Below are 20751 nucleotides of genomic sequence, written 5' to 3'. Positions count from 1 at the left end.
CGACAGTGTTACTGGGGGTACCGCCCGCTTGCGGGGGACTGTTCGCGCTACGAGGCGCCGTGGCCGACCGGCACCCGCTCACCCTCGCGGACCGGACCCGGCGGAGTACCGTCACCGAAAGGCCTGCCGCCCAACGCTTCCCGGCCGTGCGGTGTCAACCAGTCCGCCAGCTCGGGTCCCTTCGGGACGATCTGCGTCGGATTGATGTCGGCGTGCACGATGTAGTAGTGCTGCTTGATCTGCACGAAGTCGACGGTGTCGCCGAAGCCGGGCGTCTGGAACAGGTCCCGGGCGTACGCCCACAACACCGGCATCTCGCTGAGCTTGGACCGGTTGCATTTGAAGTGCCCGTGATAGACCGGATCGAACCGGGCCAGGGTGGTGAACAGCCGCACGTCGGCCTCGGTGATGGTGTCGCCCACCAGATACCTTTGGCCGCTGAGCCTTTCGGCCAACCAGTCCAGCGCGGTGAACAGCCTGTCGTAGGCCGCGTCGTACGACTCCTGTGACCCCGAGAACCCGCAGCGGTAGACGCCGTTGTTGACCTCGGTGTAGACGCGCTTGGCGACGGTGTCGATCTCGTCGCGCAGGTGCTCGGGGTACAGCTGCGGCGCACCGTCGCGGTGGTACTGCGTCCATTCGGTGGACAGGTCCAGCGTCAGCTGCGGGAAGTCATTGGTCGCGACGGCTCCGTTGGGCACATCGACGATGGCCGGCACCGTGATGCCCTTGGGGTAGTTCGGATCGCGTTTGAAGTAGGCGTCCTGCAGCCGCGGAATCTTCAGCACCGGGTCCACACCACCGGGATCGAGGTCGAACGTCCAGCTGCGCTGGTCGTGCGTAGGCCCGCAAAAACCAATGGAGAGAACATCTTCCAGCCCCAGCAGCCGGCGGACGATGATCGCGCGATTGGCCCACGGACACGCCCTGGCGACGATCAACCGGTACCGGCCGGGCTCGACGGGGTACCCGTCACGGCCGTCGGCCGTTATCCGGGTGCTGATGTAGTTCGTGTCGCGGGTGTATTCAGAACCGGGGTTGACGTAGGACACCGCCCCAGTCTGCCCGCCCAAAGTTGGCTTGTGTGCGAGAAATCAGTCGATTCGCGACCACAAGCCAACGTTCGGCGCAGGGATCAGGCGTCGAGCTCGCGCGCGACGGCCTTGACCACCTCGGACACCTTGCGGGCGGTCTTGCGGTCGGGGTAGCGGCCCCGGCGCAGCTCGGACTGCACCACGTCCTCGAGGAGGGTGATCATGTCCGACACCATGCCGTGCAGCTCGTCCGGCGTGTGCTTGTGCTCGGGGGCCGACGCCTCGCGGCGGGTGCGCGACAGGCTCGGCGGCGGGTCGATCAGCTTGAGGCTCAGCGCCTGCGGACCCCGACGCCCGGCGGCGACGCCGAATTCGACGCGCTGGCCGGCCTTGAGACCTTCAACCCCGGCGGGCAGCGCCGAAGACCGGACGTAGACGTCCTCGCCCTCTTCCTGAGAGAGGAAGCCGAAGCCCTTCTCCGTGTCGTACCACTTAACCCGGCCGCTTGGCACTGGTCTCACCTGCTCGTTCTCAACATACGGTTACATAACGAAAGCGCCCCGCCTACGCAGGACGCGTTGGCTGTTGATTCTACTCGGCCACCTCAGATCGCAGCATCCCCATTACTCGGTAGGCTGAAGGTTCTACCTGTAGGAGGTGACATGCGCCTGGTCCTGAACATCATCTGGCTGGTTTTCGGCGGCTTCTGGCTGGCGCTCGGCTACTTCCTCGCCGCTCTGATCTGCTTCGTTCTGATCATCACCATCCCGTTCGGTGTCGCCGCGGCCCGCATCGGCGTCTACGCACTGTGGCCCTTCGGGCAGACGGTCGTCGACAAACCCGGCCCGCGCCCGGGGGCGCTGGTCGGCAATGTGATCTGGCTGGTGCTGTGCGGCTGGTGGTTGGTCCTGGGCCACATCGCCACGGCCATCGCCCAGGCCCTGACCATCGTGGGTATCCCGTTGGCCCTGGCCAATCTCAAGTTGATCCCGGTGTCACTGCTGCCCCTGGGCAAGCAGATCGTCCCGGTCGATCAGACGCACCCCGCGCCGGCCTGGCAGCAATGACACTCACGCCACTCGGCCTCCCGACCATCGCGCGGCCTGTCGGTCCGGCCCCGGCGACGGGGCCATTGATCGACACGTACGGCCGCGTCGCCGCCGACCTGCGGGTCTCCCTGACCGACCGGTGCAACTTGCGCTGTACCTATTGCATGCCGGCCGAGGGGCTGGACTGGCTGCCCGGCCGCGACCTGCTGACTCTCGAAGAGCTGACGCGGCTCATCCGCGTGGCCGTGACGCGCCTGGGCATCACGGGCATCCGGTTCACCGGCGGTGAGCCGATGCTGTCGCCGCATCTGGAGGACGTCGTCGCCGCGGCCGCCGAGCTGCAGCCGCGGCCCGGAATCGCCGTGACGACCAACGGCATCGGGTTGGCCAAGCGGGCCGCCGCGCTGAAGAAGGCCGGGCTGAACCGGGTCAACGTCTCGCTGGACACCCTCGATCCGGACCGGTTCGCGGCCATCACCCGTCGCCGTCGGCTCCCCGAGGTGCTGGAGAGTCTGGCTGCGGCGAAGGACGCCGGGCTGAACCCCGTGAAGGTCAATGCGGTGCTCGACCCGGAAACGGGCCTGGACGACGCTCCGGCGCTGCTGCGCTTCTGCCTCGAGCACGGCTACCAGTTGCGGATCATCGAGCAGATGCCGCTGGATGCCGGGCACCACTGGCAGCGGGGTTCGGTACTGCAGGCCGATCAGATCCTGGCGGCGCTGCGACGCGAATTCAGCCTCCGCCCGGACCCGGCTCCGCGCGGCTCCGCACCGGCCGAGCTCTGGCAGGTCCACGAAGACGGCGCCGTGCTGGGCACCGTCGGCGTCATCGCGTCGGTCTCCGCGGCGTTCTGCGGCACCTGCGACCGCACCCGGCTGACGGCCGACGGCCAGGTGCGTAGCTGCCTGTTCTCGCAGCAGGAGACGGACCTGCGCGCGTTGCTGCGCGGGGGCGCCGACGACGACGCGCTGGAAGCCGCGTGGCGGGCCGCGATGTGGGCCAAGCCGGCGGGCCACGGAATCAACGATCCCGGGTTCGTCCAGCCGGCCCGGCCGATGAGTGCGATCGGCGGCTGAGGTTGTCCGACTTGCTGGTGACGGTGCGCTATTTCGCTGCTGCGAAGGCCGCAACCGGAATCGAGACCGAAACGTTGCAGCTTCCTGAGGGTGTAACCGTCCGCGATCTGGTGAACTCCATTGGGACACGTGGGGCAGATGTGGCAAAAGTGCTCACACGCTGCTCGTTTCTGCGCGACGGCGTCGCGGTGCGCGATCTGGATTCGGCGCTCGCGACAGATCAGACCGTCGATGTGTTACCCCCCTTCGCCGGCGGCTAATTGTGAAATGCCTCACATAACGAATCGGTAACAACCTGGCTGCAGCGCCCCTGACCGGCAGTGATACCTGCGAAAACGCCGAATCAGCCAGCGGCTTTAACGTCCTCTCATAATTTGCTCGGGGCCGAAACGCCCAAAATCGGTCGAGGTGACGGAACCCACCAGACCCGATACCGTCATCTCTCAAGCCAGAGCGACCCTTTGGCACCCGCACTTGAAACGCCTAGCTCCATCCATCAAGTGCGGCCGACGACAAACCCGTGGATGGAGGCGGGGGACCCAACCGGTCCACCGAAGAAATCAGGACCAGGAGCCGCAAGCTCCTTGGGGTGAAGCCTGCTTGCAGGCCGGGCAACCTCTCCAGCCCGAACCCGACAGCTGACCTCGTAGGCGTTGATGAGAGGACTGCTTTTCCTATGAGTGGACGCCACCGTAAACCCACCACGTCCAGCGTCAGCGTTGCGAAGATCGCCTTCACCGGCGCCGTTCTGGGCGGCGGCAGCATCGCCCTCGCCGCGCAGGCCACCGCCGCAACCGACGGCGAATGGGACCAGGTAGCCCGCTGCGAATCCGGCGGCAACTGGGCCATCAACACCGGCAACGGCTACCAGGGCGGGCTGCAGTTCTCGCCCAGCACCTGGAGCGCCCACGGCGGTGGCGAGTACGCCCCGGCCGCGAACATGGCCAGCAAGGACCAGCAGATCGCTGTCGCGGAGCGCGTCCTGGCCAGCCAGGGCCGCGGCGCGTGGCCGGTCTGCGGCACGGGCCTTTCCCGCTCGACCCCCCGCAACGTGGTGAACACCCCGAAGCCCGCCCCGGCCGCCACGCTGGACAACCCCGAGCTCAACACCCCGGCCGATCCGGCCCCGGTGCAGGAAGCCGCCGCTCCCCTGGATGCGCCCGCGCCCGCCCCCGAGGCTCCGGAGATCGTCAACGTCGTCAACGAGATCCCCGCCCCCGAGGCGCCGGTCCTGGACGTACCCGAGGCTCCCGCCCCGGCCCCTGAAGCCCCCGTCGTCGAGGCGCCGCCCGTCGAGGCTCCCATTGTCGAGGCCTCCGTCGAGGTCCCTGCCCCGGAGGCCCCTGTCGAGGCCGCTCCCGTGATCCAGGCCGCCAACTGGGACACCACCGAAGCTCCCGCCCAGCCCGGTGTCTGGGCCCTGCACGGCAAGCAGGACCTGCCGGTCGATCCGGCTGTCCCGGTTCCGGCCCCGGCTCCGGTTGCTGACGCCGCGGCTCCCGCCCCGGCAGCGCCCGTCGCGCTGCAGACCCCGCCGAACGGCACGCCGCACCTCGCGAGCCCGACCAACCTGCCCCCGGGTTCGACCATGGAGCCGACCGACACGGGCGAGAGCGCCAACATGAGCTACCTGCGGCAGCTCTGGCACGCGGTCCAGAACAACGACATCTCCGGTCGTGACGCCCTGCTCGCCGTCGCCTCGACGCGGACCGGCGGCCCGGAAGCCAGCATCCCGGCCCCGCCGAACGCTCCGGCCCCCGGCCCGGCCCCGGTTGCCCCGATCGAGCCGGCACCTGCTCCGGCTGAGTAATACCTACGAGAAATCGCCCCGGTCATCGACCGGGGCGATTTTCGTTGTCGGATGGCCACTGCCATGAATGGCACGGCGGCAACGCCGAATTCTCTCTGACCCCGGCACGTCCGGCCACGAGCTGTCATAAATCGTGACATTGTCAACCGGCTTTCCTGACGCCTCCAAACCGTTTGCGCCACAAGACAGAACGACACGCCGGGCGCGACATGCCGACGGGTCCGTGCTGATGGTTTCTGACTGGGTGCGCTGTTTGACGGGCATCGGCTGCGACGATCGGTCAAAAGTGTCTCGGAGAGTGGATGCCGCCGCTGCATGCCATCGGTGGATACCGCTTCGGGGGTGATGCTTGATCACAATGTGACGCTGAGAGCGTGTTCATGTGAAATGCATCCGTGACGGCGCTGTCAGGGTCACATTGTGTTCAGCACTGCTCGCTGATACAGCGTCAGCTTCGCTGACCCAGTGGATGAAGACCCACATGTTGGTCAGAAGAGCCACCGAAGTTGACTGGCCGAAATCGCAAGTGCCGCAGGAGAGGCGACACGCCGAACGTCTGCGGCATGAACCGCGCTCCGCCGAGCCCGGCCAGCTCAGTTCAGGCCGAGCCGACCCACTCCTCGGTGCCGTCGGTGAAGAACTGGTGCTTCCACACCGGCAGCCGCTCCTTGACGGTGTCGACCAGCAGCGCGCAGGTCCGGAACGCCGCAGCGCGATGGTCGGCAGATACCGCCGCAACGAGGGCGGCGTCGCCGATGTTGAGGACGCCGATGCGGTGGCTGACAGCGATGGCCCGCACGCCTTCGGAGGCCGCGGCGACGTCGGCAGCGACCTCGGCGAGGACCTGCGCGGCCGACGGGTGCGCCGAGTACTCCAGCCGCGTCACCCCGCGGCCGCCGTCGTGATTGCGCACGACGCCGGCGAAGCTCACGACGGCGCCCGCGGCACTGTGGTCGACCAGCGCCTCATGGGAGGCGACGTCGATCGGCGATTCGCTGAGGTCGGCACGCAGCACGATCACCCGGCATGGTCCTTTCCACTCAGCTGGTCAAGCGCGTGGTCCAGGACCCCGGCAAGCACGCCCAGCCCGTCCTTGACTCCCCCGGACGAGCCCGGCAGGTTGACGATCAGCGTCCGGCCGGCCACGCCACAGACGCCGCGGGACAGCACCGACGTCGGGACGTGCGGCAGCCCGGACCGGCGGATCGCGTCGGCCAATCCGGGGATCTGGTAGTCAAGGACCTCGACGGTGGCCTGCGGGGTGGCGTCGGTCGGGGAGATGCCCGTACCTCCGGAGGTGAGGACGACGTCGACGTCGTCGGCGATGGCGCGGCGGAGTTCGGCACCGACCGGTGCGCCGTCAGTGACGACGACGGGCGCGGGCACGTCGAACCCATGCTCAGCGAGCCAGGCGACGATCAGCGGGCCGGTGCGGTCCTCGTACACGCCGGCGGCGGCCCGGGTGGAGGCGATGACGACACGGGCGGTGCGCCTCATGCTCGTTCCCAGAGGCCGGTCTTCCCGCCCTCCTTGCGCAACACCCGGATGTCGTCGATGCGCGCGGCCGGGTCGACGGCCTTGATCATGTCGTACAGCGTCAGCGCCGCGACGCTGACGGCGGTGAGCGCCTCCATCTCAACGCCGGTGCGATCGGTGGTGCGCACCGTCGCGGTGATGCCGATGGCGTCGCCGCCCGCGCCGGTTTCGAAGGCCACCTCGACCTTGGTCAGCGCCAGCTGGTGGCACAGCGGGATCAGGTCGCTGGTGCGCTTGGCCGCCATGATGCCGGCGACGCGGGCCGTCGCGAGGGCGTCGCCTTTGGGCAGGCCACCGCTGGTGATGAGGTCGACGACGTCGGCGCGGGTGTGCAGGACGCCCGCCGCGACGGCGGTGCGCCGGGTGGCGTCCTTGGCGGACACATCCACCATGTGGGCCGCACCCGATTCGTCCAGGTGCGAGAGCTCCACGGCTACTTGTTGACGACGGTGACCGGGTGCGTGTACGGCAGCGTCTCGGCCGGCAGCGGGAACTCCAATTCGCCGAAAGGCGACAGCGCGCCGGTGCGGTCCGTTGCGAGCTCGCTCACGGCGTGGTCGTCACCGGACACCTCGGGCCAGCCGTTGTCGACGTACTGGTTCTTCTTCTTCTCAGCCACGCAGACATTGTGGCAGGCGCTGCGCCCGCTGGCGAGGCCGGGCGTCCCGGACGCGAGGAGGACAAAGTCACCTGCTTTACGCTGGTCAGCAATGATCGACGAATCCCCGGGTGTGCCGCTGGGCTCCTGGCTGGCCGACATGTCGGACGCACAGCTGGTGCAGCTGCTCAGCGCCCGGCCCGACCTCACCCAACCGCCGCCGGCAACCCTGTCGGCGCTGGCGGCCCGGGCCCAGTCCCGGCAATCGGTCAAGGCCGCGACCGACGATCTCGATTTTCTGCAGCTCGCGGTGCTCGACGCCCTGCTGACGCTGCAAGCCTCCAGCATCGCCGTGCCGACCGGCGCGCTGTTCAAACTGCTGGCCGGGCGGGCCACCAAGAAGGTCGTCACCTCGGCGCTCGACGAGCTGCGGGCCCGCGGCCTGGTGTGGGGCGGGGACTCGGTGCGGGTGGTCTCGGAGGCAGCGTCGGTGCTGCCCTGGTACCCGGGTCAGGTCACGGTGGAAGACCCCGACAGCGACGGCATCGCCGGGAAGCTGGCCGGCATCGACGCGCCGCAGCGGGAACTGCTGGAGCGGCTGGCCGACGGATCACCGATCGGGCGCACCAAGGATGCGGCGCCCAGTACTCCGGCCGACCGCCCGGTGCCGCAACTCATCGCGGCCGGGCTGCTGCGCCGGATCGATGACGAGACGGTGATCCTGCCGCGGCTGGTCGCGCAGGTGCTGCGGGGCCAGGCGCCCGGGCCGACGACGTTGACGCCGCCGACACCGTCGACTCCCGTGCTGGAGGAGAAGGACGTCGACGCGGCTGCCGCGGGCTCGGCCATCGACCTGCTGCGTGAGGTCGAGCTGGTCCTCGAAACCCTTTCGGCCACACCCGTTCCCGAATTGCGCAGCGGCGGCCTCGGGGTGCGCGACGCCAAACGTCTGACCAAGGTCACCGGCATCGACGAAGGTCGGCTGTCCCTGATCCTGGAGTTGTGCGCGTCGGCCACGCTGATCGCGTCGGGCATGCCCGATTCCGACGACTACGACGACGGCCCCTACTGGGCGCCGACCGTGGGCGCGGATCGCTTCATCGAATCGAGCGCCGCGACGCGGTGGTACCTGCTGGCCGGCACCTGGCTGGACCTGCCGTGCCGGCCCGGCCTGGTCGGCAAGCGCGGACCCGACGGCAAACCCTATGCAGCCCTGACCAATTCGCTGTACTCGTCGGCGGCGCCACTGGATCGGCGGCTGCTGCTGACGGTGCTCGCCGAGCTGCCACCGGGCACCACCATGGACACCGCCACCGCCTCGGCCGCGATGCTGTGGCGCCGGCCGCGCTGGACCGCACGGCTACAGCCCGAGCCCACCGACGAATTGCTCACCGAGGCACATGCTTTGGGCATGGTCGGTCGCGGCGCCATTGCCGGACCCATCCGGCTGCTGCTGGCGGGTGCGCCCGAAGAAGAGGTCACGGCCGCGATGGCGGCGGCGCTGCCCGACCCCATCGACCATTTCCTGTTGCAGGCCGACCTGACGGTCGTCGTCCCCGGGCCGCTGGAACGCGATCTCGCTGACCAGCTGGCGACCGTCGCCGACATCGAATCCGCCGGCGCGGCAACGGTCTACCGCATCAGTGAGCAGTCCATCCGGCGCGCCCTGGACACCGGCAAGACCGCCAGCGAAATCCACACCCTGTTCGCCCGGCACTCCAAAACACCGGTGCCGCAGGGGCTCACCTACCTGATCGACGACGTGGCGCGGCGGCACGGGCAGCTGCGGGTCGGCATGGCGTCGTCGTTCATCCGGTGTGAAGACCCGGCCCTGTTGGCGCAGGCACTGGCCTCCCCCACTCTGGAGCAGCTGAGCCTGCGGGCCCTGGCACCCACTGTCGCGGTGTCACCCGCGCCGATCGCCGACGTGCTGGCCGGCCTGCGCACCGCGGGCTTCGCCCCGGCCGCGGAGGATTGGTCGGGCACCATCGTCGACCTGCGCCCGCTCGGCGCCCGGGTGTCCATGCCGATGCACCGTCGCACCTTCCGTCATCCGCAGGCGCCGAACGCGAAGACGCTCGGCGCCATCGTCGCCGTGCTGCGCCAGACCGGCCGCGGCACCAGCGGCGAGCGGCTGGATCCGGCGGCCGCCATCTCCCTGCTGACCGACGCCGCGCTGACACAGGCCTCGGTGGTGATCGGCTACGTCGACGCCGCCGGCGTCGCCACCCAGCGGGTGGTGTCGCCGGTGAACGTCCGTGGCGGCCAGCTGACGGCCTACGACCCGGCCGCCGGGCGGGTCCGCGAATTCGCCATCCACCGGGTGACCTCGGTGGTGGCGCCGGAATAACGCGGACGCCGAGGTCCTTGTTGTCCTGGGCGTCGAGTGTGCACTCAGACCGCCGATGCGGCCCGCGGAGCGATCTAGCTGCACAGTCGGGACTGTCGGCCGAGTCTGGATAATGGATCGGATGGCCGGCGAGCGAGAAACGGAGTGGGTCGCGCATGACTGGGCAGCGATTGATGGAGTGGATGGCGCATGACTGGGCAGCGAGCAACGAAGTGGATCGCGGATGACTGAGGGCCCGCTCATCGTCCAGTCGGACAAGACCGTGCTGCTCGAGGTCGACCACGAGCAGGCCGGGGCGGCGCGGGCGGCGATCGCGCCGTTCGCCGAACTGGAGCGCGCGCCCGAGCACGTGCACACCTACCGCATCACGCCGCTCGCGTTGTGGAATGCCCGCGCCGCGGGCCACGACGCCGAGCAGGTCGTCGACGCTCTGGTCAGCTTCTCCCGCTACGCCGTGCCGCAGCCGCTGCTGGTCGACATCGTCGACACCATGGGCCGCTACGGGCGCCTGCAGCTGGTGAAGCACCCGGCGCACGGGCTGACACTCGTGAGCCTGGACCGCGCCGTGCTCGCAGAGGTACTGCGGAACAAGAAGATCACCCCGATGCTGGGTGCCCAGATCGACGACGACACCGTCATCGTCCACCCGTCCGAGCGCGGCCGCGTGAAGCAGATGCTGCTGAAAATCGGCTGGCCCGCAGAGGATTTGGCGGGCTACGTGAACGGCGAGGCGCACCCGATCGCGCTCGAGCAGGACGGCTGGAAGCTGCGCGACTACCAGGAGCTGGCCGCCGATTCGTTCTGGTCCGGCGGGTCCGGCGTCGTGGTCCTGCCGTGTGGCGCCGGCAAGACGATGGTGGGCGCTGCCGCGATGGCGAAAGCCGGGGCGACGACCCTGATCCTGGTCACCAACACCGTCGCCGGCCGGCAGTGGAAGCGCGAGCTGATCGCCCGTACGTCGCTGACCGAGGAGGAGATCGGCGAATACTCCGGCGAGCGCAAGGAGATTCGGCCCGTCACCATCGCCACGTACCAGGTGATCACCCGGCGCACCAAGGGCGAGTACAAGCACCTGGAGCTGTTCGACAGCCGCGACTGGGGCCTGATCATCTACGACGAGGTGCACCTGCTGCCCGCGCCGGTGTTCCGGATGACGGCCGATCTGCAGTCCCGGCGTCGACTCGGCTTGACCGCCACCCTGATTCGCGAAGACGGCCGCGAGGGCGACGTGTTCTCCCTCATCGGCCCGAAGCGGTACGACGCGCCGTGGAAGGACATCGAGGCCCAGGGCTGGATCGCGCCGGCCGAGTGCGTCGAGGTCCGGGTCACCATGACCGAGAACGAGCGCATGACCTACGCGACGGCCGAGCCCGAGGAGCGCTACAAGCTGTGCTCGACGGCGCACACCAAGATCGCGGTGGTCAAGTCCATCCTGGCCCGGCATCCCGATGAGCCGACGCTGGTGATCGGCGCCTACCTGGACCAGCTGGAGGAACTCGGGCAGGAGCTGGACTCCCCGGTGATCCAGGGCTCGACCAAGAATGCCGAGCGCGAGGAACTGTTCGACAAATTCCGGTCGGGCGAGATCCGCACGCTGGTGGTGTCGAAGGTCGCGAACTTCTCCATCGACCTACCGGAAGCCTCTGTGGCCGTTCAGGTCTCGGGGACGTTCGGGTCGCGACAGGAAGAGGCCCAGCGCCTGGGCCGGCTGCTGCGCCCCAAGGCCGACGGCGGTGGCGCGGTGTTCTACTCGGTGGTCTCCCGCGACAGCCTCGACGCCGAGTACGCCGCACACCGGCAGCGCTTCCTCGCCGAGCAGGGCTACGGCTACGTCATCAAGGACGCCGACGACCTGCTGGGACCTGCTGTCTAACGCGCAGGCTGTTTGACCACGGTCAGCAGCACCACCGAATCGGCGAGCGCCTTCAGGCTGTGGCGGGTCAGCGGGATGGTGATGTAGTCGCCCGCCATGCCGTCCCAACTGGCCTGTTCGGCGACCAGCCGCACCCGGCCCTGCAGCACCTGAAGTGTGGCCTCGCCGGGGCTCTCATGCTCGGCCAACTCGTTGCCGTCGGCGAGAGCGATCAGCGTCTGCCGCAACGCGTGCTCATGGCCGCCGAAGACCGTGTGAGCGCTGCGCCCGCCATTTCCATCACGCGCGATATCGAGATGCTGGCGCGCCAGGGCGGTCAGCGAGATTTTCTCCATAGTTCAAATATCCGCTTCAGCAATGCCCGCCGGAACCCTTTGACGGTTTAAATCACGCGCAGCGAATCCCCGTCGCCAGGGAAGCGACGACGCAGTGCGTCGAGCATCCGCTGCACCTCCAGGAGCCTGCGGCGCAGCGCGAGCAGCGTCTCCGACGGTAGCTCCGACGTCGCCCCGGTGATGGTTTGAGCGCGCCGGGATCGCCGCTCCGCCAACGTCATCTGGTCCTCGAGATCGGCGATCTCGTCCAGCAGCAGGGCCGCGAACAGGCGCGATTGCGCCAGGTCGGCGCGGTGCGCAGGAGCGGGACCGGCATTGACCCGCGGCCGGCCGTTCACGACGCCGGGGCGGACCGTGCGCCGCGTGGACACGGCATTGGAAGGGATCGGCACCGCGCCGGCTCGGAGTCCGGATTCGCGCATCGTCGGCAACATGGCGCAATGATCACCGAGACCACACCTTTGCGCTACCAGCCGTTCATTTTTCGGACCGGAATCGGACACCTTCGAGTAAAGGCTCACCGGAGCACGACGGGCCGCCCGAAGCGGGCCGGCACCCCCGGGGAGAACAACGCACGCAACGGCGGCCCCACCGGCACCACACCACTGGCGGCCACCAGTTCGTCACTCAGCGCTACGACGTCGGCCTGCCGCAGCGGCCACGTCGGATGTTCGTTGGGAACCCACCACGTCCGGCCGCCCTTGCGCGTGTGCGCGCCCCACCGCGCCGTCAGCCAGACTTCCAGCGGGGTGGGTTCGACGGGCGCACCGATCGCGACGTCGGCCAGGGTGCGCAGGCCCCGCTCGGGCCACCGGCGCGTGCCCGAGTAGGTGATCCGGTCACCGGTGCGGGTGACGCGCAGTTTGGCCCAGGTGTAGGGCACACCCATGCCGAGCCGCGTCGCCCCCACGACCGCCAGCCGCGTCGTCTCCAGCGACCGGAACAGCACGCCGTGCCGGCCGGCGGCGTCGACCGAGTACAGCCGCACATTGGTTTCGGGGAAGGCCCCGAAATACGGCAGCGGCATCCGGCCGGCCACCGCCGAGCGGTGCATGACGAACGGCACCAGGCCGACGTACGTCAGCCCGTCGGTGAAGACGTCCGGCGCGGTACCTGGCGGAAACAGGTGCGCGACACTCGCCGGGTCGACAGGCCAGTGCAGGAAGGTGAGGTCACCCCAGAACTGTTCGACCCACACCGGCGGCTGAAGCGGCGGTGCGTCGACCAGGAAGCCGTCCACGCCGGCTAGTCACTGAGCGCGGGGATGACGTCGCGCTCGAACGCCTCGATGCTCGACCTGTCGTACGCGGCCTCCGGAAAGTACAGGATCGCGTACCCGCAGCCCAGATCCTTGAGCTTCTGCAGTTTCGAGATGACCTGTTCGGTTGTGCCACACGCCGAATCGGGTGACGTCAGGTTCTTGACCATCGCGTCGACGGCGGCTTCGTGCGCGACCGTGACCTGACGCTCCCGGATGCGTCCTATGCGGGCCGCGACGTCCGCGTCGGACTCCCCGAGCACCACATTGAAGTTGGCCGAGCGGACGATGCCGTCGTAGTCGGCGCCGACCTCGCGGCAATGTTGTTGCAGCACATCCGATTTGTGCGCGAAGCCGTCGGGTTCGGACGTGAAGTTGGTGTACTGCGCGTACTTCGCGGCGATCTTCAGCGTCACCTTCTCGCCGCCGCCGGCGATCCACAACGGAATGCCCTTGTCCTGCAACGGCGTGGGCTGCACGATGGCGCCGTCGACCTGGTAGTGCCTGCCGTCGAAACTCACCACGCCGTCGCGCCAGGCGGTGCGCATGATCTGCACGCCCTCATCGAGCCGGGCCAGCCGTACGCCGGCCGATGGGAAGCCGTAACCGTAGGCGCGCCACTCGTGTTCGTACCAGCCACCGCCGATGCCCATCTGCACCCGGCCGCCCGAGATGATGTCCGTCGTCGCGGCGACCTTCGCCAGGTAAGCCGGGTTGCGGTAGCTGATGGCCGTACACATCTGGCCGAGCTTGATCCGGGAGGTCGTTGCCGCGTACGCCGCCATGAGCGTCCATGCCTCGTGCGTCGCCTCCGCGGTCGGCATCGGCACGGTGTGGAAGTGGTCGTAGACCCAGAGGGAATCCCACGGCCCGGCGTCGGCGTAGGCGGCGAGGTCGCGCATCACCTGCCATTGGTCCTGCGGGGCGATGCCCACCAGATCGAGACGCCAGCCTTGCGGGATGAACAGTCCGAAGCGCATGGCCCCGACTTTAGGCGTTGATCAGCCCGGCAGGCGGTTGTTGATCTTCAGGCCCGCGAACAGCGCCAGGACCAACACGAAGAACCCGACGCGGGTCCAGCTGCCGCTGGCGTCGCCACGGATGGTCTGGTACCCGATCTGCTCCTGCAGGTTGGCGTAGACGCGGGTCAGCTGATCGAGGGTCTCGGCGCGGAACGACTCGCCGCCGGTCACCTTCGCGATCTTCTGCAGCGACAGGTCGTCGGTGGGGACCGGCACTTCCTGGCCCTCGTAGGTGATGACGCCCGACGGGGTGCCGAACGAGATGGTCGAGATGACGACGTCCTGGTCCTTGGCGGCCCGCGCCGCGGTCAGCGCGCCGCGGGGGTCGTTCGGGTCGGCCGGGACAGTCTCTTTGCCGTCCGACATCAACACGATGTGCGCCGGCGGCGGGCCGTCACCGCCACCCATCACGGCGTCGAGGGTGGCGATGGCCTGCAACGCCGTGAAGATGCCCTCACCGGTCGCGGTGCGGGGTGAGGGTTCGAGGGTGTCGATGGTCCGTGCGACGACGTCGTGGTCACTGGTCGGCGCCACCAGCATGGTGGCGCTCGAGGAGAACTGGACCAGGCCGACGCTGATGCCGTTGGTCAGGCCCTTCACGAACGTCTTACCGGCGCTTTTCGCGGCCTCGATGCGGCTGGGTTTGACGTCGGTGGCGATCATCGACTCGGAGACGTCGATGACGAGCATGACGACGGCGCGGTTGCGCGGAATCCGGATGTCGTGGGTCGGCCCGGCCATGGCGGTGGTGAGCAGCACCAGGGAGATCACCAGCAGCACCGCGGGCACATGCCGCCACCGCGAGCGGGTCTTCGGACGGGCCGCGACGACCTGCTCCAACAGCTCGGTGTTGGCGAACCGCAGCACGCGCTTCCGGCGGGCCTTGCGCAGCAGCAGGTAGATGGCGACGGCGCCGACGACCGCGATGAGATACAGGAAGAACCAGGCACTGGAGAACCCGGACAGCGTCAGTGGCCCGATAAAGGGGATCTCCAACAGGCACTCTCCGTTGCGTTCGACGTCGATCGCTCAGACCGATATGGGGCAATCGTACCGACGCGGACGGGTGCGGTTCTCCGATGCCGATGGCCTCTGCAGCGTCACCTATTTTCGCTACGTTGGATTCATGGCGCTTTCCAAGGATGAACGCGAACAGTTTCTGGCCGAACCACACATCGGGGCACTGTCGGTCAACGCCGGCGCGGACCGTGGTCCCCTGACGGTGCCCATCTGGTACCAGTACACGCCCGGCGGCAAGCTGTGGCTGCTGACGGGCCTCGACTCCCGCAAACACAAGCTGATCGAGGCGGCAGGGCACCTGTCGCTGATGGCCGAACGCCTCGAGCCGACGGTCCGCTACGTCGCGGTCGACGGTCCGGTGCTCAGCATCGAGCCGGGCACCGACGAGCAGCTGGTCGAGATGGCCGAACGGTACCTCGGTAAGGAGAAGGCCCCGGCCTATCTGGAGATGGCGCGGCGCGAGCACGGCGCCAGCGTGACCGTCACCGTCGACCCGAAGCACTGGCTGTCGGCGGACCTCGGAGCGTTGTGAGTTCCAGGCAGCGCCTGTTCCGGGTCTTCTACCGACTCGGATTCACCCCGTGGGACGGCCACCCGCTCGCGTCGAGTCTGCGTGAGCTGGTCGAGGGCGCTACCGCCCTGACGCCGGGCACCGCGCTGGACATCGGTTGCGGCACGGGCGACAACGCGCTGTATCTGGCCGGGCTCGGCTGGGACGTCACCGGCATCGACTACGTCGCGACGGCAGTGCAGAAGGCCCGGGCCAAAGCCGCCAAGCGGGACGCCTCCGCGCCCGGCGCGGTGCGGTTCGACCAGGCCGACGCCACCCGCCTGACCGGGCAGGGCATCGGCGCGAATTTCAATCTGATCGTCGACAACGGGTGCCTGCACGGCATGAGCGCCGACGACCGCGACGCCTACGTCGGCGAGGTGACGGCGGTGGCCGCCCCCGACGCGCGGCTGCTGATCGTCGCGTTTGTCCCGGGCGCCTCCTTCGGGGTGCCCGGCATCGACCCCGACGAGGTGAAGCGGCGGTTCGCCCTCGGATGGACGCTGCTGTCCAGCGGTAATGAACCGGGGCTTGACCGGGGCGGCAAGAACCCGGCGCGGTACTACCACTTCGTGCGGCGCCGCACCTGAGTACCCGCGGTCAGGAAATGGGCGTGATGTCGGTGGCCGGGTCGAACACCGCGCGCAGGCTGACGATCTTCGCGTCGTCGTCGAAGATCATGATGTCGACGGGGCGGAGTTCGAAGCGGTGGCCGCCGGCGCCGCTGCGGAGTTCGAACGAGAACACCGCGGTGTCGGCGGCGACCTTGCTCCACAGGAGTTCGACGTCGATCTCGTCCATCGACGCGAGCACCGTGTAGAAGTCGATCAGGGTCTGACGGCCGGTCTTGGGTTCGGTGCCGACAGGATCCTCGATGGTCGCGTTGTCAGCGAAGAGATCGACGATCGTCTCGGGTTGGCGTGCCGACAGCAGTTCGACGTACCGCGCGACAACGTTCTGAATCTGTTCGACAGATGCCATGGGACTACCTCCTAGGTCAGTGCGGGCAGCACTTTCTCGGTGAGCAATTCGACGGACTTCCACGCGGCGTCGACGGGCATGCCACCGACCAACGGATGGATGACGAGAGGGCCGTACTGATCGGCGCCGCGGACCTCGGCGATCAGCTGTTCCGGCGTGAGGAAGCGGTACTTGCCCGACGCCCGCACCTCGTCGATGGTCTGCACGCCCGGAATGTGCATGAGGGAACGGCTTTCCGCGGACCAGCCGCCGTAGGTGACGGCCTCCCAGAGGATGTGTTCGCCGAGTTCGACCCAGGCCTGGTCGGGGTCCTCGTGCAGATAGATCATGCCGCGGTTGATTTCTCCGGGCATCATCACGAACGGCGTCATACCGTTCTCGGCGCACAACTCTCGATAGTGATCGGCGACCTCCGGCAGATGGTCGACCAGGCTCAGCGGCAGCCCGAACCGCGCCGCGCGCTGTGCCGTCGCCTTGACCCCACCGCCGACGAACAGCATGGGATGCGGCCGGGTCCAGGTGCCGTTCTCGGCCCAGACTGCCAGCATCCGTGTGATGAGGTCGTCCAGAAGCTTGCCCCGCCGACTGAAATCCACTCCCAGCGCGTCGTATTCGCATTCGCGGTAGCCGAGGCCGACGGTCGTGAACAGCCGCCCGCGGCTCATGTTGTCCACCAGCGCGATGTCCTCGGCCATCCGCACCGGGTGCCACAGCGGCCCGAGCGCGCAGTCCACACTGGCCACCAGCTTCGACGTCCGGGCCAGGAACATGGACGCCGCCAGGATCGGGTTGCTGCTCCAGCCGTGCCCGGTCGCGTGGTGTTCGTCGACGCTCACCGAGGTGATGCCCCTGGACTCACCCCACTGCGCCATTTCCAGTGCGGCAGAGAGCAACTTACCCCGCGTGCGTGGATTTCCTTGCGGGGACGCGAAATTGAACCGCAAAACGGTCAGCATGGTCACACGCAGTCCGACGCGCCGTCGACGACGAAGAGCGCGCCCGAGGTGTAGGCGCTCTGCTCGGTACACAGGAACGCGATGGTCGGCGCGATCTCGTTGACGGATCCGAAGCGCCGCAACGGCACATGGGCCAGTTCGGCGTCCACCAGTTGCTGCGCGAACTTCATGGGCGCGGTCATCGGGGTGTCGATCACCCCGGGCGCCACGGCGTTGACGCGGATGCCCTTGTCGGCCCACTTGACGGCGAGATTGCGGGTGATGCCGATGATCCCGGCTTTGGCGGCACCGTAACCGGGTACCAGCGGCACCGCCCGCAGCGCCGACATCGACGCCAGGTTGACGACGCTGGCACCGCCGGCCGCGGTCGACGCCTTCAGCGCTTTGTAAAGCCCCACGGTCAGCCGGTACGGCGCGGTGAGGTTCACCGCCACCGACGCGTCGAAGCCGTCGGGCTGCGACTCATCAAGTCCGCCAGGGAAGTTCGCGCCCGCATTGTTGACCAGGACGTCGAGCCGGTCGAACTGCGCGGCCAGCGCGTTCACCGAGTCGGCGTCGGTGATCTGCAACTGTCGGTACGTCATCCCGGACAGGTCGGTCTCATAGTCCGTCGCCGCGGGTTTGGTGCCGGTGATGGTGACGTCGGCTCCGGCGTCGCGGAACAACGTCGCGGTAGCGTGACCGATACCGCTGGTGCCGCCGGTGACCAGAACCGAGGTTCCGGTGAAGTCGAAGGTGACGCGTGCGGTCATTTCTGCCCCTCTGCGAGTTTGTTGAGAACGTTTCTGAGCCAAGCGCTTTCCCAGAAGTTGCTGCTGTCGTCCAGCAGCGCTTCGTGGGCCCGCCGCAGTACCTCGCGTGCGCCCGGATCGTCCGGGCCGACCAGCTCGGCCAAGTGAATCGCCTCCAGCGGGCGGCCGGCGTCCAGGTGCTTGCCGGCCCTCGCGACCAGCGCGTCGGCCCCCGCCAGTTCGACGATGTCCGCGGTGACCGCGTCGGGTCCGACGGGGTACAGCTCGGTGGTGGACCGGTGATGGAACCAGCCGGAGTAGTTCTCCCAGACGGCCCGCACATCCCAGGCCACCTTGCCGTAGCCCTGCCCCACTTCGAGCTCGGCGGGCAGGGTGATCTCGCGCATCAAGGTCCGAACTTCCTTGCCGGCGTTCATCCCGGCGACGGTCGCGTCGTGGATGTACTCGACGGCGTTGCGCAGCCGCGTGAGTTCGGCCTCGATCAGGTCCGCCCCGGCGATCGGCCCGAAATGCCCTGTCAGCAGCAGTTCAGGCTGCAGCGCGCGTACGCGCTCTATGGACGCGATGACGGTCAGTGCATCGCGGTACCGGTCGCCGCGCATCGTCACCAGGTTGGGGATGTGCCCGAAGAGCGCACCGAAGATGTTCCCGGCCAAGCAGATTCGCTCGTCGGGCAGCCAGACCACCAGCGAGTCGGTGGTCTCGCCGCCGGGCACCGAGATGAGCTCCAGTCGGCGTCCACCGACCTCGAGGGTCAGGGTGTCCTCGAATTCGATGTCGACGGCGGGCACGCTCTGCCCGGCAAGATGTTTGGTGCCCAGCCGTTGCTGAATCCGGCGGACACCGGTGGCCAGTGTGTCGCTGAAGGCGAAGGCGCTGCGGCTCGCGCGGTACGGGATCAGCCGGTTGTTGTCGTCGCGCCACGTCGTCCAGTTCGCCTGGGCGACAACCTGAGTGTCGGCATCGCGCACGCTGTTCAGGCCACCGACATGGTCGACGTGCCCCTGCGTGAAGATGACGTAGCGGACCGGCGAGGAGTCGACGGCGTCGAAGTTGGCGCGGTGCACCGGCCCTTCAAAACCCATGCCGCTGTTGATGACCACCCGGCCGTCGTCGGTGGTCAGCAGGTAGGAGTTCGACAGGCCGGGCGAGCACCACACGCCGGGAGCGACCTGCTCGGCGGCCTCGGCGGTCGCGGGCAGCATCTCCTCGGCGCCGGGCCGGCTGCGGTAGATCGGTTCCATCAGTGGCTCCTCAGTTCTCGGGCCGGACGTCGAACCGGTCGAAGTAGAAATCGAATCGGCGCCGCAGCTCGTCGGGCGAAACGCCGAAATGGCCCTGCAGGTCATAGCGGATCCGACCGTGTTTACCGCGCGGATTGCCGTCCAGATACCGCTGGAAGCCCTTGCGCGCCTTGCCGGTCAGCTCGATCCCGCCGGCCGCGTACAGCCGTTCCAGCAGCGGCATTTCGTTGCCATTGAGGTCGTGGAAGCCGATGTCGATACTCCGGTCGGCGGGTACCAGTTCACGGTCGCGCACGCCCGCGCTGAGCAGGCGGTGCACGCGGTCGGCCCAGTACTCGATCAGCCCCGCCGGGTCGATGCTCGTGCGGCGCATCCGGTCGCCGTACGCGATCATGGTGACCGCGGACTGGATCACCGCGACGGGATCGCGGTGCGTGAAGGCCACGACGGCGTCGGGGAAGGTCGCCATCAGCGGACCGAGTTGCTCGGAATGCTGCGGGCTCTTGAGCACCCAGGTACGGGGTCCGCGCAGGAACGTCAGCGCCTGCAGCACCTTCTTGAGGTAGGCGTAGTGCCGAGTCTGGTCGAGTGCCAGGTAGTAGTCGCGCCAATCCGGCACGCGCGCATGCCATTCCAATACATACGAGGCCAGGTCCAGGTCGAGGACCTCGACCTCTTCCTCGATGGCCTCGGGGAATCGGTCGTGCATGGCGGCCACCAGCGGGGTGGTGGCCATCATGGCATCGTGTTCGGCTTTCGCGCGGGCGTAGCGCGGGTCGACACCGTGGATGTCGGGCCCCTGCCCCGGCGCCGGGATGGGCTCCTGACTCTCCCAGTACGGCAACGCCCGTCGGCCCGGATCGGCGGCGATGAGGTTCACCAGGTGCGTGGTGCCCGAGCGCGGCATCCCGACGACGATGAGGGGCCGCTCGATCTCGATGGCCTCGATCTCGGGATGACGCTTGAGCAGCTCGGTCAGCGACAGCCGGTTGCGCAACAGGCGAATGATCCTGTTCCGCAACGTCATCCGGGTCAGCTGCCGCAGGCCCTCGTCGGCCTCGATGGCGGCGACGTGGGCCGCCAAGCGGTCACCGAAGCCGTCGGTGTCAGCCAGATCGTCGACCCCGGCCTGAGCCACCGCCTCGGCGAGCATCGTCTCGATGTCCAGTTCGATGCGTTGCGATTCGGTGTGTTCCAGAATCTGCCGCTGGATGTCGGTGAGCCGCGGTGCGACCAGGTCGTCGATGTCGACGACGTCAGTGTTGCCCGGGGCGCTCGCCATTGACCACTCCTCAGATCGGACTTGT

General features: G+C 68.3%; 24 protein-coding genes and 1 riboswitch. Of the genes, 8 read left to right on the top strand and 16 right to left on the bottom strand.

The features are described 5' to 3' along the window. Positions 1-47: 47 nt before the first annotated feature. Both EB75_RS24300 and EB75_RS24295 read right to left on the bottom strand, forming a co-directional pair. Positions 48-1052: a glutathione S-transferase family protein gene (locus EB75_RS24300; protein ID WP_073697905.1), complete on the bottom strand. Its 1005-nt coding sequence runs from the start codon at positions 1050-1052 to the stop codon at positions 48-50. 83 nt (positions 1053-1135) lie between these two features. Beyond that, entirely contained in the window at positions 1136-1546 is a 411-nt protein-coding gene (locus EB75_RS24295) for a cold-shock protein (RefSeq protein ID WP_073697818.1), read from the bottom strand. A gap of 150 nt (positions 1547-1696) precedes the next feature. Between EB75_RS24295 and EB75_RS24290 the strand changes: the two genes are divergently transcribed. The 4 genes from EB75_RS24290 to EB75_RS24275 all read left to right on the top strand — a co-directional run bounded on the left by EB75_RS24290 (position 1697) and on the right by EB75_RS24275 (position 4969). Further along, positions 1697-2101 carry a YccF domain-containing protein gene (locus tag EB75_RS24290; protein ID WP_073697817.1) on the top strand — a complete coding sequence of 135 codons (405 nt, stop codon included), beginning with the start codon at positions 1697-1699 and terminating at the stop codon, positions 2099-2101. Further along, positions 2098-3159, top strand: a complete 1062-nt coding sequence (gene moaA, locus EB75_RS24285; RefSeq protein ID WP_073697816.1) for a GTP 3',8-cyclase MoaA — start codon at positions 2098-2100, stop codon at positions 3157-3159. Before EB75_RS24290 ends, moaA begins: the two co-directional genes overlap by 4 nt. Positions 3160-3161: 2 nt before the next feature. Further along, the gene (locus tag EB75_RS24280; RefSeq protein ID WP_142239795.1) at positions 3162-3419 is read left to right on the top strand and encodes a MoaD/ThiS family protein; all 258 of its coding nucleotides are present in this window, start codon (positions 3162-3164) and stop codon (positions 3417-3419) included. A gap of 240 nt (positions 3420-3659) precedes the next feature. Continuing rightward, a riboswitch (cyclic di-AMP (ydaO/yuaA leader) is annotated at positions 3660-3827 on the top strand. Positions 3828-3835: 8 nt separating this feature from the next. Next, on the top strand, positions 3836-4969 hold the full coding sequence (locus tag EB75_RS24275; RefSeq protein WP_073697815.1) for a transglycosylase family protein: 1134 nt from the start codon (positions 3836-3838) through the stop codon (positions 4967-4969). Between the two features lie 598 nt (positions 4970-5567). Here the strand turns inward: EB75_RS24275 and EB75_RS24270 are convergent. The 4 genes from EB75_RS24270 to EB75_RS24255 are packed head-to-tail and all read right to left on the bottom strand — an operon-like array spanning position 5568 to position 7124. Beyond that, positions 5568-5990 carry a molybdenum cofactor biosynthesis protein MoaE gene (locus EB75_RS24270; protein ID WP_073697814.1) on the bottom strand — a complete coding sequence of 141 codons (423 nt, stop codon included), beginning with the start codon at positions 5988-5990 and terminating at the stop codon, positions 5568-5570. After that, on the bottom strand, positions 5987-6466 hold the full coding sequence (locus EB75_RS24265; RefSeq protein ID WP_073697813.1) for a MogA/MoaB family molybdenum cofactor biosynthesis protein: 480 nt from the start codon (positions 6464-6466) through the stop codon (positions 5987-5989). Before EB75_RS24265 ends, EB75_RS24270 begins: the two co-directional genes overlap by 4 nt. Next, complete coding sequence (moaC, locus tag EB75_RS24260; protein ID WP_286150312.1) at positions 6463-6897, bottom strand: cyclic pyranopterin monophosphate synthase MoaC; 435 nt, start codon at positions 6895-6897, stop codon at positions 6463-6465. Before moaC ends, EB75_RS24265 begins: the two co-directional genes overlap by 4 nt. Positions 6898-6938: 41 nt before the next feature. After that, positions 6939-7124, bottom strand: a complete 186-nt coding sequence (locus EB75_RS24255; protein WP_142239794.1) for a hypothetical protein — start codon at positions 7122-7124, stop codon at positions 6939-6941. 91 nt (positions 7125-7215) lie between these two features. Between EB75_RS24255 and EB75_RS24250 the strand changes: the two genes are divergently transcribed. Both EB75_RS24250 and EB75_RS24245 read left to right on the top strand, forming a co-directional pair. Next, positions 7216-9453: a helicase-associated domain-containing protein gene (locus EB75_RS24250; RefSeq protein WP_073697811.1), complete on the top strand. Its 2238-nt coding sequence runs from the start codon at positions 7216-7218 to the stop codon at positions 9451-9453. Between the two features lie 223 nt (positions 9454-9676). Continuing rightward, positions 9677-11326, top strand: a complete 1650-nt coding sequence (locus tag EB75_RS24245) for a DNA repair helicase XPB (protein ID WP_073697810.1) — start codon at positions 9677-9679, stop codon at positions 11324-11326. Here the strand turns inward: EB75_RS24245 and EB75_RS24240 are convergent. From EB75_RS24240 to EB75_RS24220, 5 genes are all read right to left on the bottom strand, one after another. Further along, on the bottom strand, positions 11323-11661 hold the full coding sequence (locus EB75_RS24240) for a cupin domain-containing protein (protein WP_073697809.1): 339 nt from the start codon (positions 11659-11661) through the stop codon (positions 11323-11325). The two genes, EB75_RS24245 and EB75_RS24240, sit on opposite strands and share 4 nt — an antisense overlap. Positions 11662-11708: 47 nt before the next feature. Further along, the gene (locus tag EB75_RS24235) at positions 11709-12095 is read right to left on the bottom strand and encodes a hypothetical protein (protein WP_073697808.1); all 387 of its coding nucleotides are present in this window, start codon (positions 12093-12095) and stop codon (positions 11709-11711) included. Positions 12096-12178: 83 nt separating this feature from the next. Further along, positions 12179-12901, bottom strand: a complete 723-nt coding sequence (locus EB75_RS24230; protein ID WP_073697807.1) for a YqjF family protein — start codon at positions 12899-12901, stop codon at positions 12179-12181. A gap of 5 nt (positions 12902-12906) precedes the next feature. Next, a complete protein-coding gene (locus tag EB75_RS24225) occupies positions 12907-13899 on the bottom strand; it encodes an LLM class F420-dependent oxidoreductase (RefSeq protein WP_073697806.1) in 993 nt (330 codons plus the stop codon). A 21-nt stretch (positions 13900-13920) separates the two neighbouring features. Continuing rightward, the gene (locus EB75_RS24220) at positions 13921-14937 is read right to left on the bottom strand and encodes a VWA domain-containing protein (protein ID WP_073697805.1); all 1017 of its coding nucleotides are present in this window, start codon (positions 14935-14937) and stop codon (positions 13921-13923) included. 130 nt (positions 14938-15067) lie between these two features. Here EB75_RS24220 and EB75_RS24215 point away from each other — a divergent pair, with 130 nt between their 5' ends. Beyond that, positions 15068-15493, top strand: a complete 426-nt coding sequence (locus EB75_RS24215; protein WP_073697902.1) for a pyridoxamine 5'-phosphate oxidase family protein — start codon at positions 15068-15070, stop codon at positions 15491-15493. After that, on the top strand, positions 15490-16101 hold the full coding sequence (locus EB75_RS24210) for a class I SAM-dependent methyltransferase (RefSeq protein ID WP_073697804.1): 612 nt from the start codon (positions 15490-15492) through the stop codon (positions 16099-16101). Before EB75_RS24215 ends, EB75_RS24210 begins: the two co-directional genes overlap by 4 nt. A gap of 10 nt (positions 16102-16111) precedes the next feature. Here EB75_RS24210 and EB75_RS24205 read toward each other — a convergent pair whose 3' ends face one another. The 5 genes from EB75_RS24205 to EB75_RS24185 are packed head-to-tail and all read right to left on the bottom strand — an operon-like array spanning position 16112 to position 20726. Beyond that, positions 16112-16492: a nuclear transport factor 2 family protein gene (locus tag EB75_RS24205; RefSeq protein WP_073697803.1), complete on the bottom strand. Its 381-nt coding sequence runs from the start codon at positions 16490-16492 to the stop codon at positions 16112-16114. Between the two features lie 11 nt (positions 16493-16503). Continuing rightward, positions 16504-17448 carry an LLM class flavin-dependent oxidoreductase gene (locus EB75_RS24200; RefSeq protein WP_073697901.1) on the bottom strand — a complete coding sequence of 315 codons (945 nt, stop codon included), beginning with the start codon at positions 17446-17448 and terminating at the stop codon, positions 16504-16506. Between the two features lie 2 nt (positions 17449-17450). After that, entirely contained in the window at positions 17451-18200 is a 750-nt protein-coding gene (locus EB75_RS24195) for an SDR family NAD(P)-dependent oxidoreductase (RefSeq protein ID WP_073697802.1), read from the bottom strand. Then, positions 18197-19447 carry an MBL fold metallo-hydrolase gene (locus tag EB75_RS24190; protein WP_073697900.1) on the bottom strand — a complete coding sequence of 417 codons (1251 nt, stop codon included), beginning with the start codon at positions 19445-19447 and terminating at the stop codon, positions 18197-18199. Before EB75_RS24190 ends, EB75_RS24195 begins: the two co-directional genes overlap by 4 nt. A 7-nt stretch (positions 19448-19454) precedes the next feature. After that, positions 19455-20726 carry a sulfotransferase family protein gene (locus EB75_RS24185; RefSeq protein WP_073697801.1) on the bottom strand — a complete coding sequence of 424 codons (1272 nt, stop codon included), beginning with the start codon at positions 20724-20726 and terminating at the stop codon, positions 19455-19457. Positions 20727-20751 lie beyond the last annotated feature (25 nt).

It is taken from the genome of Mycobacterium sp. ST-F2, from assembly GCF_001905655.1.
GTDB lineage: Bacteria > Actinomycetota > Actinomycetes > Mycobacteriales > Mycobacteriaceae > Mycobacterium.
Note: the sequence above shows the minus strand (reverse complement) of the source record. Positions and strands in the feature narration are given on the sequence as shown.